Here is a 17,628-nt window from a genome sequence, read left to right on the forward strand (position 1 = left end):
CAAGGATGGAGCTGGCAAAAACCTCAGTCGATCGGTTGCTCCGGAACCTCAACGGCAGGCTGATTGTCTTCCACAGCGTCCAAAAACGATCTCTGCTCGACGGCGGAGGAAGCTCCAGACGCGTCGATGGCGGGGGAAGCACCGGATGCCGGTCGCTCGTTGAGGTAGGCACTGGAGTTGAAGAGAGGGCGATCCATGGATCGAATCCAGTCGGTGACCTCGCCCGGACGTTTGCCCTGAACCTCGGCGTTTGCGAAGGCATTACGCAGCGTCTGCATCTTGGCCTCGAGGTCATCCAGCATATTCAGAAGCAGCGCCTCAGGAGTCATGGGCAGCTTGGGCGAGCCGAACTCATATTTGCCGTGGTGGGAGAGGATCATGTGCTCGACCAGCAGACGCAGCCTCTCCGGAAAGGGTTCCAGCTCGCGCACCTTCTCGATCAGCATGCCCTGCGCGATGCTGATATGCCCGATGAGCTGGCCCTCAAGGGTGTAGCCGAAGCTCGACTTCCAATGAAGCTCACGGATCTTGCCAACGTCGTGCAGGATGGCTCCCGTGACGAGCAGATCAGGATCAACCTCCGGATAGAACGGAGCCGTAGCCACGCAGACGCGGACGAGAGTCACAACATGCTCGAGCAGACCGCCGATCCAGGCATGGTGCAGGACCTTGGCTGCAGGAGCCATGCGGTAAGCGGAAGCGATAGCCGGTTCGTCGAGGAAGGCAAAGACGAGGCGGCGGAGATCGGGATTGGTGAAACGCAGGACGTAGCCCCGCAGCTCGTCCCACATCTCGTCGATGTCGAAACGCGTAATGGGAAGGTAGTCGGTCGGATCGATCTCGGTCTCGGCCGCAAAGCGCAGACGCTGCAGCGCCATCTGAAACTTGTTTTGGTACCGGGTGACCTGGCCCTGCGCCTTGACGTAGCAGCCCTCGGAGCAGACCGCGATGGAGTCGGCGAAGTCCTCCCACATCACGGCCGGCATGGAGCCGGTCTTGTCCGTAAGGGTAATGGTGAGGAACTGTCCGCCCTGACGCCGTTCGCGAACCTGAAGCGAGGAGAGAACAAAGTAGGAGGTGACGAAGGCGTTATCGAAGCGGGGCGCATCCGCGATAAAGAAGTCTTTCATTGCATTCAGAATACGCTGTGATAGATACAAAGACGCGAGGCCGGAAAGCCTCGCGTCTGTCTGCAACCTCGTTGCAGGCTAGTTGTTTGGCTGCGGGGTGGGAGCCGAAGGTTCCGGTTGCTGCGCGGGCGCGGGAGCCGTGCCGTGCGGCGTGGGAACTGGAGACGGCGTGACCCCTTCCGGCGTGGCGCCGAGAGAGGGATTTACCGTCGGATCCGGTGGAGGTCCGGGAGGAGGCGGAGTCACCGGCTTGTTCTGGAGACGCTCCTTGGAAGCTCCCTTGACTTTGACCGGCTTCTTCTTCGTCGCCGTGTCGCCATTCAGACCGAGCGGGGTAGCCTGCTCTTTTCGATCCTGATCCTCCGCGGTTGTGGGAGCGACGGGCGTGAATACTGCCTTCTGCTTGACTGCGGCCTGTTTCTTAGCAGCCCTGTCGGCATCTTCGGTCTTGGCGCGATAGCTGTAGCGCGTCTTGCCTGTGTTCTCGGGCTTAGGAGCCAACGGATCCTGATTGGCTGCCAGGGCGTTGGAGTTGTCGAGAGGAGCAATGGCGGTTCCGGGAGCGACAGCATCCCCGGACGTGGCAGCTTGAGTGGAAGAGGCTATTCCTGCGCCAGCTCCTTCGGCAGTCTCCTGGGGACCGGGAGGAAGGGCGTTTCGCGGAGCCTGTCCGAAGCGAACCTTTTCACGCTTGATCTTCTTCGGCTTCGAGGTCGCGGCTGCGGTCTTGCTTGCAGACTGGGTTGGAGTACCAGACGCGGCAGTCGCCGCAGGCGTGGCCTCCGAAGATGCCGTTGCCGGAGCGGCTTCGGAAGAGGTAGGAACCGGAGCGGCTACCGCGGGGGCTGCCGGCGGCGCCGGGGCGGTTTTGCTTACAGTCGAGAAACGTCCGCCGCGATCGAAGCGCTCCTTCGCTTCCTTCTTTTTCTTGGGGACTGGAGGAGCGTAGGCGCTGAAGACGGGCTTGGTCTGCTGGGAACTGGCTCCGGAGTCGATAAAGCCGGGCTTGATGTCGATGTAGGCGTCTTCCCGCAGCTTGGTGAGATAAGCGCGGAGCGCGGGCTGCATCGCCTGCATGTACATGGCTTCCTGGATCTGCGGCTCGATGTCTTTCAAAGCAGGAACACCGGCGGCCTGATGTTCGGTGACCTTGAGGATCACAAAGCCCTGGCGTGTGCGAATGGGCGTCGTCACGCCTCCCGTGGGAAGCGAAAACGTCTGATCTTCAATGACCTTGGCGAGCGCTCCCCTTTTGAAGAGCCCGAGATCTCCCCCCTGCGAGGCTGTCGGGCCACCGGAGTTAGCCTTCGCGAGATCGTCGAAGTTTCCGCCCGCGATAATCTTTTCCGCGATTCCCTCGGCCTTGGCCTTCGCCTGCCCCACCACAGCGTCGGAGGCGTCGGCAGGAGTGGGAACGAGGATTTCGCTCAGGCGCACCTGTTCGGGCTGAGCAAACTCATTCTTATGAGCGTTGTAATATGCCTGCTCCTGTCCCTGCGTCGCCTGCAGATGACGTCCAACCTCGTCGCGAACCACCTGCTGGGTAAGAATCCCGTTTCGGATGTTTGCCTTGAAGTCTTCGAAGGAAACTCCCTGCTGGCGGGCTGCCTTCTCAAGATCTTCCAGCGAATCCATGTGATTCTGCTTGCGAATCTCGTCGAGCCGGCGAATGACCTCTGCATCGGCGTTCAAGCCGAGTTCCTTGGCGCGGGACAGAAGAAGCTGCTGATCGATCATGTCGCGCAGCAGATTTTTCTGACGGTCCGCCGATTCTTCCGGATTGACCTGGTTCTGCTGGTTTTCAGCCGCAAGCTGCTGCACGCTGCGCTCCAGGTCGCTACGGCTGATAATCCGGTCATTGACGCGGCCGATAACGTCTTCCACCACCGTGCCATTGGGAGTGATTGCAGTCGGCGTGGGCAGCGTTAACTGCTGCTGCGGCTCATTAGGGACGGAAAGGGGGCTCTGATACCGTGGCGCCTGGGCCAGCGCCGAAAGTGGCAGCATCAGCAGGGTAAGCCCGCATACTGCGCTGAACTGCGAAACTCGAAGGGTCATCGTCACTCGTTATCTCTGCCAACATCCTCGGATTAGGCAGCTTACGCCCTCGTCCTTCATCCCGGTCTGGACCTCACCGGAGACGGGACGCTATCCGTCCCCTCATTCTAACCGTCCTCGCGTGGGGAGGCGAATCCGGTTTTGGGAGGAAAAGGCTTACCTGCCGATGCTATACTCCGTCCAATGTAGGACGCCAGTCTATGCTGAATGGTAGATCGTCTCGCGCAGGAATTCCGCGCAGCTTTTGCTCTTATCGAGGTTAGCGAACCGATGGCACCCCGCACACGCCGCGCACTCTTCTCCGTTACCGTCTTTCTGGCTACCTGCGCGGTGGCCGGTACGTTGATCAACCAAAGGGTCGATGCGCAATCGGCCACCGACGAGTCGACCCTGCGCGACAGTCTGCGGAACTTTACCAGCGTCTATTCGCTGGTCGAGCAGAACTACGCCGACAAGATGACCACCGATAAAACGGACAAGGCTATCTATGACGGCGCGATTCCCGGCATGCTGCACGTGCTCGATCCTCACTCAAACTTCTACGATCCCAAAGCGTATGCGCAGATGCGGGAAGACCAGCACGGACGATACTACGGCGTCGGCATGACGATTCAGCCGCAGCCGGATCCGAAGGCCAAGGGCGGCACCAAGATCGTTGTGCTTTATCCGTTCGAGGGAACACCTTCATTTAAAGCCGGCATTCGTCCAGGCGACACGGTCCTTTCGGTCGACGACAAAAGCACCGAGGGAATGGATACGGCAGGGGTCGCGGCTCTTCTGAAGGGGCCCCGAAATACTCACGTGAAGGTGGTTATGGCCCGGGAGGGTGCAGCGAAGCCCCTGGAGTTCGACCTGGTTCGTGATGAGGTTTCCCGTCAGTCGGTGGATATTGCTTTCATGATCCGCCCGGGCGTCGGGTACATGCACGTGACCAACTTCATGGAGACGACGAGCCGAGAGGTTGGCGACGCGTTAGATAAATTCGGCGACATCAACGGCCTGGTGATCGATCTGCGCGGAAATCCCGGCGGTCTGCTGAACGAAGCCGTCAACATGAGCGACAAGTTCCTACAGAAGGGACAGATTGTGGTCTCCCAGCGTGGACGCGCTTTCCCGGACCAGGTCTATCGCGCGGCTCATGGATCGGACACGAAGTATCCCATCGTTGTGCTGGTCAATCGAAATACTGCTTCAGCAGCGGAGATTGTCTCCGGAGCATTGCAGGATCACGACCGAGCCTTGATTGTGGGTGAGACGACGTTCGGGAAGGGTCTGGTCCAGACGGTCTTCCAGATCTCCGAAAACACCGGCCTCGCTCTGACCACCTATCACTACTACACCCCCTCGGGCCGCTTGATTCAGCGCAACTACAATCACGTTTCGCTGTACGACTACTACTACGTTCGCGATCCTTCGCAACTGCAGGACAAGACGAATCGCGAGGTGAAGCTGACGGATTCGGGACGGACCGTTTACGGTGGCGGCGGCATTACACCGGATCAGCCGATCGAGAACCTCAAGTCGAATCGCTTCCAGAACTCGTTGCTCTCGAAGTACGCCTTCTTCAACTTCAGCAAACATTACCTGGCTGTCCATAACTCGGTGAGCAAGGACTTTAACGTCGACGATGCTGTGATGCAGGAGTTCAAGAGCTTCCTGAAGTCGCAGGATATCGACTACACCGACCAGGATATTGCCGGTGTGCAGGACTGGCTTAAAGAGAGCATCAAGAGCGACCTGTTCACCTCGCAGTTCGGACAACTTGAGGGCTTGAAGGTTCGTGCGGAATGGGATCCGCAGATTGCGAAGGCCGTCACGTATCTTCCGGAGGCGCAGACGCTGCAGGATCACCTGAAACTCGCCCAGAAGACGAATCCAGCCCGTAATTAGGTCAGAGGTAACTCGAAAATACGCCCGTGTCGCTAAGCGATGCGGGCGTTCTCATTGCACGGGGACCTGTCCGGTGGTGATCAGGAGGGACGATGAGGGGGATGGACGTTGTCCGTGGAGTTGTAATGGCCGCTTCCCTTCTGCTGATCGCGACTGGAGCCAGTGGCCAGGGGATGCTTTCGATCGAGGGAACGGCGACGTATCGTGAACGTATGGCTCTGCCTCCGGATGCCGTCTTCGAAGCCACGCTCGAGGATGTATCGCGGGTTGACGCCACCGCATCGGTCCTGGGGCAGACTCAGATCGAACAGCCGGGGAATCCGCCTTTTCATTTCAGCATTCAATACGATCCGACGCAGATTCAGCCGAATCATATTTATGTCGTCCGAGCCAGCATTGCGGTGAATGGCCGCCCCCTTTTCACAACCGATCAGCGCTACCAGGTTCTTACACAGGGGCATGGCAGCGAGATAGGAATGATGATGCTGCATCATGTCTCCGGAGCGGCGAGCCCGGCCGCCGCGCCTCTTTCTTTGCGAGGAACCTACTGGAAGCTGGTGCAGATCGGTGACCGGCAAATCACTCCTGCCGACCAGCAGCAAGAAGCATATCTCATCTTTCGAATAGAGGATGAGCATCTTACCGGGTCAGGAGGTTGTAATCGCCTGGCGGGTTCCTACACTGCAAGCAATGATGCGCTCCGTGTCAGCGGCATTGCTTCCACAAGAATGGCATGCCTGCACGGAATGGAGACCGAATCGAACTTCCTGACGGCGCTCGAAGGTGTACGAAGCTGGAAGATTTCGAACCGCCAGCTTGAGCTTTCGAATGAAGATGGAAAGATGCTTCTGCGATTCACAGCGCAGACGATGAAGTCAAAGTAGAAGGAATCGATTGGAGCGGGAGACGGGGATCGAACCCGCAACCAACGGCTTGGGAAGCCGCTACTCTACCATTGAGCTACTCCCGCTCGATGCACTTGATTATAGATCACGATCTGCCGCACCGGATACGGCCCGGCGATCATGATCTCCGGATTACTCGACAATGATAGAGGTCCGTCAGCTCGAATGAACTGCGATGGAAGCGGTAGTTGAGAAAGCTAGCGGTCCGACATCGAGGGCGGCGGGACTCCGGTGTCCCAGTGAGTTGGCCGGTCCGTCATGGTGAGCGTAAGTTCCCCGCCGCTCATCAGCTGTTCATGGGTAAACCATGAACGATGGTATGGCTTGCCGTTCCACGTAACCTCCGCGATATAGACGTTCTTTGGCGAGGAGTTTTTTGCCACGACTGAGAAGGTCTTTCCGTTGGTCAACGTGATAGAGGACCGCGGAAACGTTGGAGAGCCGATGAGGTAAACATCCTGGGCTGCTACCGGGAAGAACCCCATCTGATTGAAGACAAGAAAAGATCCCATCGCGCCCGAGTCATCGTTTCCCGGCAGACCGTCTTTTCCGGTGTGATAGCTTGCAGGAAGAATGGCACGGATCGTCTTTGCAGAGCTGCTCTGATCGCCAATCCAGTTGTAGAGGTATGGCGTGAGAAAGCCGGGCTCGTTGCCTACGTCATAACGGTACCGTCCGGCGGAGCCGAGGGCAAAGAAAAGATCGAGACGTTTTTTGAAGGCCGCTTCCCCACCCGCGATCTGGATAAGCTCTCGAACGTCCTGCGGCACATAGAGGGAGTATGTCCAGGTGGTCGCCTCATAGAAGTTGTCCTGATACCAGGTACCCACGAGGCGTGGATCGAAGTTCTCTTTCCATCTTCCATCATCGTGACGCATCCAGATGAAGCCTTTTACATCGCCCGCCTCGGTGTGGTCGACCGCGTCAGCATCCCATAGCTTCTTCCAGTTCGCTGAGCGGCGCATAAACTTCTCTGCGTCGCTCTGATGATGCAGGCCCTTGGCTATTAATGCGACAGCGTAATCGTTTGCGGCGTATTCCATGGAACGCGAGCCCGGGCGATCGGGACCGCCAGCCGGATCGGAGTGTTCGATAGAGAGGTATCCCAAGCGCTTCCACTCGTCCATATCGCCTCGGCCGAAGCGTATGGGTTCCGGGGATTCCGCATCGGCGTCGTGGACCAAGGCCCGATAGACGCGTTCCCAATCCAGCCCGGGAAGATGCTTTAGAAAAGCGTCTGTAAACATCATTTCGGCGTCCGAGCCGCCTTGCGTTCTTCCGGAAAAATTACCGGAGCGACCATCCAGGAAGAAGTGCTCGTGATCCTGAATCTCAAGCAGGGATTGCAGGATGGCGGTAACCCGCTTCGGTTGAAGCAGCGTCAACAATGGTGTTGACGATCGGAAGGTATCCCAGATGCAGTAGAAGTCGTCATAGTACGGAGTCGCGCTGTGCCATAGAGGGTTTTCGCCGGTGCGATCTACGGGCATCAGCATCGAGTGATAGAGGCCTGTCGCAAACTGCTGGCGCTCACCTGGCGTGCCTCCTTCGATCTTCACCGTCGAAAGCTCTTTGTCCCATGCGGCAACAACCGCCTTTCGTGTTCCCTCGAAATCGAAGCCAGCGACCTCACTCGTCGCGTTCTTCCTCGCTTGCTCGATGGAGACAAACGAGACACCCACCTTCACCGTCACAGGCTTTTTACCAGGAGCAAAGGTCAGGTAGGCTCCGGTGCTCACAATGGGTGCAGGAGGTTTCGGGAGAGTCGCCATAGTGAAAGGCATCTTGTAGCTTGCACTTTTTGATCCGGGCCGTACGCTTTTTCCGTCTTCCCATGTGCCGCTCGCAGCTGCAGGTGTATCGGTCACAAGGTAGAAGTAAACCTTCATGGGTGTGGTCTGGATGTTCCACCCCATAACGGATGCCTGCATTCCGACGATCTCAGTAGGCGAGAGGACTTGGACATCGGTTGAGTAAACGACCTGACTTTCGTGATAACGATGGGGAGAATCATGCCGGCGCATTAGCAGGTGTCCCACATCGACAAGGAGGGTCCGCTCGCCGGTTGCGGGATAGGTGAACCGGTAGACAGGAGCTCGTCGCGCCGTGGTAACTTCTGCTCGAATCCCTGAGCCACCAAGTTTGACCGAGTAATATCCAACCTCCGCATGCTCCTGCTCGCGCGGAGCGGAGCTATGTGCAGGGTCGGCCTTGCCCATCATCGGCTGCAGGAGGATATTGCCGTACTTCGGACCTCCACCCGTGCCGGAGACATGCAGTTGCGAGAAGCCATTCAGGTTGCCACTCGCCTTCCATCCGGCATTTGCTTCATTATCCCCGTAGTCCGGCCCGGGCTTTGCCATTCCAAAGGGAAGAGCCGGACCGACGAAGACATTGCCGCCCTTATCTGCGCCAAGCATAGTGTCGATCTCAGCCGCACTCTGGGCATGACCAAGAGCGGCTGTGGTGAGTACAAGGAGTGAAACACAAGACGTCAGACGAATTCGCATACCATGCAAACCTTCGTGAAGGATCGATAGGGCTAGTTGGATGATCTCACTTCTCGATTCGGTGGTTGGGTTTCGTTCAATGTATCGTACAAAGGCGATGCGGCGGTAAGTTTTGGATTCTCCTCTGCGGTTGAGATCGCGAGGATTCGAATCTTGTCGTTGTCCGGTAGTTTCAGCGTTCGGGCGCTACCATCCACGTCGATCGCATAGGCGAAAAGATAACAGTACTGATAGGGCTGATTGAGTCCTTCAGGCGTATGGAGGTGTGAGGCATACCACGCGAGGTTGGCGGGTTTTACATAGCCGGGTCGCAGGCCGATGTAATCTTCCGGGTAGCGTGGCGACGCGGGGCGCTGCTCCCGCTGTTGAAGGTCCGCGGGAGGCCATGCTGCATGGTTCGCCGAGATGGCCCAGTCGCGTTCCTGTTGCTTCTTCCAGAGACGCGTATCCCATTGGCCAATAAATCCGGTCCAGTCCTGGATTGTGAGATCGGCTTTTACGCTGCCGAGCTGGAACGTTGCCCGCTGATCGCCATCTGCCGATGCGGCGAGAAGGTAGATGCGGTTGTACCGTCCCTCAGGCAGCGCGACCGTCTGGCCTTTTGCAACCACGGCATCAGGATTGCCCGTCTTCGCGGATGCAAGGTCAAACTCCACTCCGTCGTACTGGATCTTCGCGGGAAGCATCTCAGCCGGCATGGCTCTGCCTTTGCCGTCGAAGCCACCGCCTGAGGTTCGAGTATCGTCGCTGCTTCCCGCGGCGAGGTCGTAATGAAGCGTGACCGGATGCGAAGTTACAGCCCTGACGTTGGTAGCCGGAGCTGCGAGACGCAGGGCGAAGGTCCGTGTCTGGTACGGGGTGAATGCTACCTTGAGCTCGCCATTGTTTACATTGGTGGAATCGACCGGCTGTTCCTGGGCATTGACTTCGCGTGCAGCGGTGATTGGACCAGCGAACGAGACGCGAACATCCGGCGCAGGCTTGCCATTCAGTTCCACCATCCGAAGGATGATCTCGTCGCTGTTCTCCGCTTTCTTCAGGGCAAGCACACGCACTCGCGAATCAGTGAGGTGGAGGAGGGAGAAGCTCTTGCCGAGAGAACCCGCATGCCTCACGGTCTGGAAGGTCATCATCGGCTCATTCAACCGGTAGCCCTGCCAGTCAGTCTGTGCGCTGCGCCAGTCGCCGGCATGCCCGGCTAAACCGAATACGAATTCATGATGACCCCAGTCCTGGTTCGCCTGATCGGTGTATCCGGACGGACGACCGTTGGCAGGCGGCTCGATTCCTGGTGACCGCATGAGGGTCAAACGCAGGGTGTTGTCGTTCGGCTTATCGGATCCATTTTTGTAATCGGTAAGAAGAGTCGTTCCGTAGCTGCCGCTCTTGTCGGAGAGATCGATCCAGCGGTGCGACGCAACCTCGAACTGGCGTTCGTTCGCGTTCGGCCTCTGCACGGTTCCGATGTCCCAGTTGTAGGTAGCATTTTCGTTTGAAGCACTGAGCGGGAAGGTGGCCTTGAGATTCGCGGACAAGGTCTTCCAATCGATGGCATTGCCAAACTCGACACGATTCCCGCTATCTCCTGCCGAGAGGCTTACCGTCTGCACAAACTTCGAGCCTTCCGTCTCGCGCGTTACTTCGATCGAGACACGGACAGGCCCATTCTCTTTGATCCGGACCTGAGCCGGACCCGAGACGTAGGCGCGCGGAGCGGCCTGTTCCTGGTCGAAGTCCATATTCCAGGCGGGGTAGACCTTGGGCTTGTCGTTGGAGATCGCAAGCCGGATCGGAGCCGCGAGCAGTTCTTTGTTCAACTGCTTGTCGTAGATGCTGGACACATCGCCGTCTGAATTCAGCTTGACGCGATAACGAGCATTCTCAAGAGAAGATTCCGTGACTTTAAGTTCTGACGATGCCTCCGGTTTCGCCGCGGGAGCGACGTGATAAACCGTGTATCCGACGGAAGGCGCTTTGGCGACGAAGAGTACCTTACCTTCCTCCATCTGCGAAGGAACAACTTGTCCTTTTTCGTTGGTCACCTGGACTGCCTTCGGCGCTTCTCCGGAGAAGGAGACCTTTGCCTCAACAACATCTTCGCGGGCGATATTGAGCGGATTGAAGAGGACGACGGGAACACCGGCTCCCTCGGTATCGAGTCCTGACGCGAGAGCCTCTGTGGCGTTTGTGAGAATGTCTGCAAATTGATTCGATACGATGATGTCATCGTTCCATGCAAACTCGTACGAGCGTGGAGTTGCGGTTCCGGCTCCGGTATCGTGAAAGTGCCCTGCGAGCGCCAGCATCCAGGCGTCGTTGATCCGCTGTTGAGGATAGGTTCGGCCTCCCATCCAGGAGGCAGCCACCGACGTCTTTTCTGCTGCATCCGCGAGCGCTTCATTCCTCAAGACCCAGCGCTTGTGATACGCCTGCGACGTAAGAGAACCGGCCGAGTGATTGATGAGCTCCAGATCGCCCTTGTACTCCGGCAGACGCGAGGACATGGTTGGCGTTATGTCCTTGAAGAGCTGATCGGCGGCGGCTTCCACAACGTGAACAGGGCCGTCTCCTACTTTCACCTCAACTCCTCCGGGTGCGGGTTTGGGGGTCTCTCCCATAGCGAAGGCAGATTGCGGAGGTGTGGGCAACACGGTGTTGCTCGTGGTCACAATCGCTTCGAGCAACTTCACGCTCGATTCCTGTGTGGCTCCTCCAATATCTCCGGTGCCGACATAGTGGTAGTCGGCAAAGATGCCGGTTACCTTTCCATTCACATCGATACGCTTGACCCAATTTTGTTCGAGCGGTCTGCGGCCTGCGAACGCAGCCCTCTGTTGCGGAGTGAGCCGTGCCCGCTCCTCGCTTGTCAGCTGCGGACCAGAGGCCGCCGCCGGCCCTGAAGGTTCCTTGCTGATGTCGGTATATACGTTGCTTCCATAGCCTCCGGGATTGAGAGCAGCAACTACACCCTTACCGTCAGGGCCCAGCCACATTCCCACATTGAAAGGAATTCCCTCCGGTGTCTCTTCCGGAGAGCCAGGACCTCCTATCTTTGGAGCGGGTTGCCACTGTGCATTCAGCTTCTGGGTGGAAAAGCCTTTGACACCTGCGTGTGCCAGAATGCTGGGGAGCGATGCGGGGAAGCCAAAGCAGTCGGGCAGCATATACTCCGCACTTGCCTTCCCAAAGTCCTTTCGAAAATATTCATTTCCGTACAGAATCTGGCGAAAGATTCCTTCCGCGCCGGGAAGATTGACGTCACCCTCCTCCACGGAAGAACCAGCAGGATACCAGCGCCCGGCTGCAACGTACTTCTGCATCTTGGCATAGTCCTCCGGAAAGTACTCCTTCATGAGTCTGTAACGATTCGCACCGGTCCAGTTAAAGATGTAATGCGGATAGCGGTCGATGTAGTCGAAGTTCACGCGCATGGTTTTCAGCAGGTATTCGCTGATTGTTTGTGGAAACTCCCATCGCCACTGGGTATCGAGATGCGCGTACGGAACGACATACAGCGTGGGCTGTTTCGTGATGTCCGGGGCCTTCATGGTCTGACCAGGAACGGGGCCCGGTACGGTGAACTCTGTCAGTACGAAGCAAAGCAGGGAGAGCCGAAAGCTTCGGAGAGTGAATTTTCTTCGAGAAGATAATCGCGAGGTCTGCACTGATCGCATGGTTAGAGTCGTCCATTCGCCAGCCACAATGGGACAGCGTTTTTAGATTTGTCGTCGATGAGGAAAGAGATCCCGCAGAACTGAATTCTGCGGGATCTCTGGTTTGGTTAGTCATGGCTCTGGATGAGTCGATGGTGCTTTCCCCCTGGGATCGACCATCCAGAGAAATCGCGCACACCTAGAAGGCGTAGCGAAGGCTGAACTGGTACTGCCGTTCTGAAGCGTACGTGGTGCCCTTGCCGTTGACGCGACCAAAGGTGCCACTGGTCGGGTTCACGTCCGGGTTGTCGAGGTTGGGGTGATTGAGGTAGTTGAAACTCTCGGCCTTGAAGACCAGTTGATGGTTCTCATGGTTGGGGATGATGTGGAAGGCCTTCTGCAGTGCCGCCGAAGCGCTCATGAAGCCGGGACCGTAGATCAAGCCACGCATACCGCGCGGAGCAAACGTACCCAGAGCCGCCGGTGCGAAGACACTGGTCTGAAACCACTGGTCGGTGGTCTTGCCACCGGCAAACCCGTGAGGGAGAGTCGGATTCTGCGAGGCGACCCACAGCTGGTTACCCGATCCGGGTCCTACGCCGGCACGGTCGTTGTTCTGCGAGACGGTCTGCGGACGGCCAGACTGCCCCTGGATGATTCCGGAGAACTGCCAGTCGCTCAATAAGCCCCGAGCGAAGACGTTGCTCATGGTGTTTCCGTACTTGATATCCCAGACGTAGTTGATGACCAGCACGTGGCGGGTATCGAAGTCGCTGGGACCGTAGAAGTTGCGATTGCTGTAGGCGTTCGGCTGGCTGGTTCCGGTGGCGGAGCCGAAGTCGAGGTTCTTGGACCAGGTGTAGGCCACACCGAAGAGGGTGCCCTTGGTGAGGCGCCGCTTCACGTTGGCCTGCAGCGAGTGGTAATTGGAGCTGCCGTCGTTCCGCGCCTCGTTGATAATCGAGAAGCCCCGGAAGGGACGCAGAGCGTCGGGATTGACGCCTCTGTTTGCCGGGTCAGTGGCGGTCCCGGGCTGGAGCTGGTTGCGGTTAATCAACTGCTCCTGGTGAAGACCGCGGCGGCCGACGTAGCTGAGGGTGAAGACAGCGAAGTTGGTGAACTCATGCTCGACGGTCATGTTCCAACCCCAGGCCTCGGGGTTGGGATAGTCGTAGGCATGCGAGTAGAACCCCAGAGGGGCCTGGTTGACGCCGACACCACCTGGGTTGTCGACACTTCCGCGCGTCACCGTCGCAGCGGGCTGGAATGGAGCGTTGCCGCCGACATGCACGGTATCGCTGATGCCGAGGCGCTGAATGTATCGTCCAAAGCCGGCGCGGATGACCGTTCCGGGATTGACCTGGTAGGCAAAGCCCACGCGCGGCTGGATGTTGGTCTTCACCGTCGGCGAGTAGTTTGAATCGAAGCCGCGGAAGAGACGGGCATAGCCGTTGGCGAGGATGGCGTCCGGCACGTGTCCCTGGGCTGAGCTGGGGAAGCCGCTGCCGGGGATCACGACACCGTTGTAAGGATCGCCACCGGTGATGAAGCCGGTCGTCGGGTTGACGGTTGGCGCCTGGCTGGCGGTCCACACACTGGGATTGAAGAAGGCCTGATTACCCCAGAGAGCGTGGTAGTTCTCCATGAAGGAGTAGCGGAGACCGAGCTCCAGGACGAGCTTGGAGTTGACACGCCACTGGTCCTGAGCGAAGCCCTCGAACATGTTACCGCGGAACAGAGTGTAGGAACGTGTGCCGATTTCGCCATAGGTATCGAAGAGGCCCAGCGCGGCGTTGGCAGCGGCGACATTCGAAGTAGGAACGGGATTTGTGCCGCTTCCGCCACGGGCGTCGGTGAAGACGAAGAGTCCGTTCTGGTTGTTGGTGGTGCCAGGGCGCGTGTTGTCGACGCTGATCTGGTCGTAGTTGTTCTCGCCGGCATACTCCCACAGTCCGCCGAACTTCAACGTGTGGTTGCCCCAGACCTTGGTCACCGTGTCGCCGAAGTCATAGACGATACCGCCGGAGCGGGACGGGTAAGGACCGCCATCGAGCGTACCGAAGTTCTGGAGCTGTATCGTCGGAATTTTATCAGGAACGACCTTGCCGGCCGATCCGAAGAGATAGGGGTAATTGATGCCGTACCTGGTGCGGTCGGAAAGTCCCGACGATGTGTCGATGTCGATGGTGACGTGATCGGCTGCGCCGGAGACGTAGGCATCGTTCACCAAGGTGGGACTGATGGTATAGGTCCAGTGCACAACGCCGATCTGGTTGGGCCGTTTGAAGATGCGCGGGTTAGTGTTGAAGTTGCCGAAGTGAGGCTCGTAGTCGTTGTAGTTGTAGTTCAACAGGCTGAAGCGGATGTGGTGCTTGTCAGTCGGCACATAGTCGACGACGACACTGTCTTTGCGCTGACTCTCGGTGTAGAGCGCCGAGTCGATCCAGTTTCCGTTGGCGTTGTTCGGGCTGTTCTCACTCGGATAAGCATTCAGCAGGCCGACGCCGTTCGGGCTGAGCTGGGACTGAGGAATGATGTTGTTTGCATAGGCCACGCCGGTGTTCGGGTTCACTAGCTGCACGGGCTGGCTGTAGAAGATATTGGGGCCAAGCAGTTCGCTGAAGTTGCCCTGACGCATGAGCGCAGTGGGAACCTTCTGCTGCGCGGGGTCGTCGTGGTTGTACTTGATCCACTCCTGGCCAACGAGGAAGAAGAGCTTGTCGTGGTTCTTGTTGAAGCCGGGGAAGAAGACGGGGCCGTTCAGATTCCAGCCAAACTGATTGAAGCGGAATGCGGCGCGCGACTGGCCGTTGAAGTTGCGCTGCCAGGTGTTGGCATTGAGCACGTTATTGCGGAAGTACTCAAAGGCGCTGCCGTGGAACTCGCTGGTACCGCTCTTGGGAACCATGCGGATCTGGCCGCCGGAGGTTCGGCCATACTCAGCGCCGTAGCTCGTGGTGAGCACCTGCACCTGCGAGGTGGAGTCGACGTCGGCGACGCCGACGCTGGTGCCGTTGGAACGCGTACGCACCATGGGTGCGCCGTCGAACGTGATCAGGCTCTCCTGCGAGCGCGCACCGTTTACGTTGATGCCGTTGTCGAGACCGAAAGAGAAGGCAGCCATCGACTGGCCACGTACGACGCCAGGTTCGATCTGGGCGAGGTAAAGCGGATTGCGTCCGTTGAGCTGGATGTTCTTGACCTGCTCCTGAGAGATAAGCTGCCCGACAGCGCCGCTCTCGGTCTGCACGACGTTTGCGTTGGCCTCGACGGTAATGGAGGTGGTTGTGTCGCCAACCTTCATCGTGACGTCGACGCGGCGGCCGATGTTCGGGTCAATTTGGATTGCGCTGAGGTCCGTCGACTGGAAGCCCGCCGCCTCGACACGCATCGAGTAACGTCCAGGCGTGAGATTGGTGATAGTGTAGCTGCCGCCTTCGTTGGTGACCGCGTGAATCTCTGCGCGCGTTGCTTCGTTATGAAGCGTGATGTTCGCCTTCGGTACCAGGGCACCGGATAAATCTGCAACGGTGCCGGTAAGAGACGACGTATCTTGAGCGTGGAGCAAAATCCCGGTTGTATACAAGCAAATCAGAACGAGCAACAGCCTTCGGGCAAAATGCCTATTATTTTTCACTTCAGCCTCCTCGAAAACGAATCAGTAAAATGTAATTATGATTGCGCTATCACAGCGCACAAATGTTTACGCGCCTTAGCATAGGGTTGTCAATACAGGAGCTGCTAAATTTACTGTGAATCGAGACTTCGCCGAAGTTTCAACACATGGTAGCCCTCTCATAAAGGAAGAATTAAGTGCGCAGTTCTGTTCTTAAAAGGCGGGCGACACTCCAGGATGTGGCCAAGGCTGCCGGAGTTGGGCCCATGACCGTGTCTCGTACGATCAACGGCCATCCTTACGTCGCGGAGGAGACGGCCAAAAAGGTTCGGGAGGCGATTCGACGCCTCGACTATCGGCCGAATCATGCAGCCCGAATGTTGACGGGCAAACTCTCGCGCTCGATCGGGCTGATCGTTCCCGATATCTCTGATACATTCTTCTCGGTCGTAAGCCATGCGGTACAGGACACCGCCCGGGCAAATGATTATCTGGTGTGGCTGGCCGCCTCCGATGAGGATCCTCTGATTGAAGCTGCACAGGTAGAGATGATGACGCATCATCCCGTGGATGGCATCCTGCTTGTCCCATCTGACAGTAGAAACGCCTACCTGAAGACCATCGTCACAGGATCGACCCCAATCGTCACCATCGATCGCCCAATGGAGGTTGCCACAAGTGATTCGGTGCAGGTCGAGAATCGATCCGGAGCGCGCATGGCAGTAGAGCATCTTCTTCAGCATGGACACAGAAAGATCGCCTGCGTCGCTGCGAACTCCCACCTGCTGACGATCAAGGAGCGTATCGCTGGATACAAAGAATCCATGCGGCGCGCCAAAGTACCGTACCTTAAAGAATTGAATTTATCGAACCAGCTCTCCGCGAAGGCCGCACTGTCGAAACTCTTTGCTGGACGATCTCGTCCGGACGCGCTGTTTACCGCAAACAATGCGTCAACGATATGGGTGATCGAGGCACTTAGGGATTTAGGGATTCAGATGGGAACGGATGTCGCCCTCGTGGGTTTTGACGATGTTGATTTTTTTACACTGATCACTCCCTCCGTCACTGCAGTCCGTCAACCCGCGTCGGAGCTCGGCAACGTTTCGGTTCGTCAGCTTTTGCAGAGAATTAACGGTGAGTTCAAAACTTCCAGTGTCAGGACGGTTCTTCCCGTTACGTTGACGATTCGCGAATCGTGCGGATGCAAGCCCAAAAACAAGACCGCGGAGTAGGTGAGTCTGAACAAGCATGATGGCAACACGAGCTCACGACAGCTGAGAGGATGGACGCAGAATCTATTTCGTTGGATCGTAGAGAGCCGATCGAAAGGAGGTGCATGCAAATGCTGTCGTGGGCGAGTTGACCGTCGATAAAAGTACAGGCCTGCCGAATGGCTGTCGCTTTGAGATCGGCTCACTCACCGCGAGATGAACGTCAAAGTACGAGTCATCGTTCTGGCGCCGGAACCCTGAAGAGCACCCGTCTTCTTCTCAACTCGAAACTTGGCAATTCGAGCGGTGTTATGGGCACTTTTTGATGGATCAAATCTACGGCGCCGGCTTGACGTGTTCTGGTCCAGAAGCGTGCAAAGGCAAAGGGACTAAGGATCTGATGGGCAGCTTTCCTCCGCGGCTATGCACTGAATGTAACCAGTAGCCGAGGCATTCTTATCCGCGAAACGCAAGCTTCACGAGCGCGGGATGGCAGAATCCTACGATGACGATTCTCGCGTCGTCCATGCGAGCGTCAGAACACCTGGCGGAGGAACTGGGCAAGCAGAATATTTAGCAAACGAAATCGGCGAAGATTGGCCTTCAGATGGCCGATTGGAAAAGATTTAGGGCTTGCGCAGGTTGACCCGCA

The 17,628-nt window shown here is 57.6% G+C and carries 8 protein-coding genes and 1 tRNA gene; 3 read left to right on the forward strand and 6 right to left on the reverse strand.

Annotation, left to right across the window (positions count from 1 at the left end; translation table 11 throughout):
* Nucleotides 1-23 precede the first annotated feature (23 nt).
* Nucleotides 24-1,130: a 3'-5' exoribonuclease YhaM family protein gene (locus BDD14_RS07290; RefSeq protein WP_130418221.1), complete on the reverse strand. Its 1,107-nt coding sequence runs from the start codon at nt 1,128-1,130 to the stop codon at nt 24-26.
* A 78-nt stretch (nt 1,131-1,208) separates the two neighbouring features.
* On the reverse strand, nt 1,209-3,188 hold the full coding sequence (locus BDD14_RS07295; protein ID WP_130418222.1) for a peptidylprolyl isomerase: 1,980 nt from the start codon (nt 3,186-3,188) through the stop codon (nt 1,209-1,211).
* A gap of 270 nt (nt 3,189-3,458) precedes the next feature.
* Here BDD14_RS07295 and BDD14_RS07300 point away from each other — a divergent pair, with 270 nt between their 5' ends.
* Nucleotides 3,459-5,078 (forward strand): S41 family peptidase, encoded by a 1,620-nt coding sequence (locus BDD14_RS07300; RefSeq protein WP_130418223.1) that lies wholly within the window; start codon nt 3,459-3,461, stop codon nt 5,076-5,078.
* 101 nt (nt 5,079-5,179) lie between these two features.
* Complete coding sequence (locus tag BDD14_RS07305) at nt 5,180-5,962, forward strand: YbaY family lipoprotein (protein WP_165419963.1); 783 nt, start codon at nt 5,180-5,182, stop codon at nt 5,960-5,962.
* Nucleotides 5,963-5,973: 11 nt separating this feature from the next.
* Here the strand turns inward: BDD14_RS07305 and BDD14_RS07310 are convergent.
* From BDD14_RS07310 to BDD14_RS07325, 4 genes are all read right to left on the reverse strand, one after another.
* Nucleotides 5,974-6,048: transfer RNA gene (locus BDD14_RS07310), tRNA-Gly, on the reverse strand.
* 132 nt (nt 6,049-6,180) lie between these two features.
* The gene (locus BDD14_RS07315) at nt 6,181-8,493 is read right to left on the reverse strand and encodes a GH92 family glycosyl hydrolase (protein ID WP_130418225.1); all 2,313 of its coding nucleotides are present in this window, start codon (nt 8,491-8,493) and stop codon (nt 6,181-6,183) included.
* A 32-nt stretch (nt 8,494-8,525) separates the two neighbouring features.
* Nucleotides 8,526-12,041 (reverse strand): alpha-mannosidase, encoded by a 3,516-nt coding sequence (locus tag BDD14_RS07320; protein WP_130418226.1) that lies wholly within the window; start codon nt 12,039-12,041, stop codon nt 8,526-8,528.
* A 304-nt stretch (nt 12,042-12,345) separates the two neighbouring features.
* Nucleotides 12,346-15,783, reverse strand: a complete 3,438-nt coding sequence (locus tag BDD14_RS07325) for a TonB-dependent receptor (RefSeq protein ID WP_242617802.1) — start codon at nt 15,781-15,783, stop codon at nt 12,346-12,348.
* A 218-nt stretch (nt 15,784-16,001) separates the two neighbouring features.
* On the opposite strand from BDD14_RS07325, the gene BDD14_RS07330 reads away from it, so the two are divergent.
* Complete coding sequence (locus BDD14_RS07330) at nt 16,002-16,997, forward strand: LacI family DNA-binding transcriptional regulator (protein WP_278045518.1); 996 nt, start codon at nt 16,002-16,004, stop codon at nt 16,995-16,997.
* Nucleotides 16,998-17,628: the final 631 nt, after the last annotated feature.

Source organism: Edaphobacter modestus (genome assembly GCF_004217555.1).
Classification (GTDB): Bacteria; Acidobacteriota; Terriglobia; order Terriglobales; family Acidobacteriaceae; genus Edaphobacter; species Edaphobacter modestus.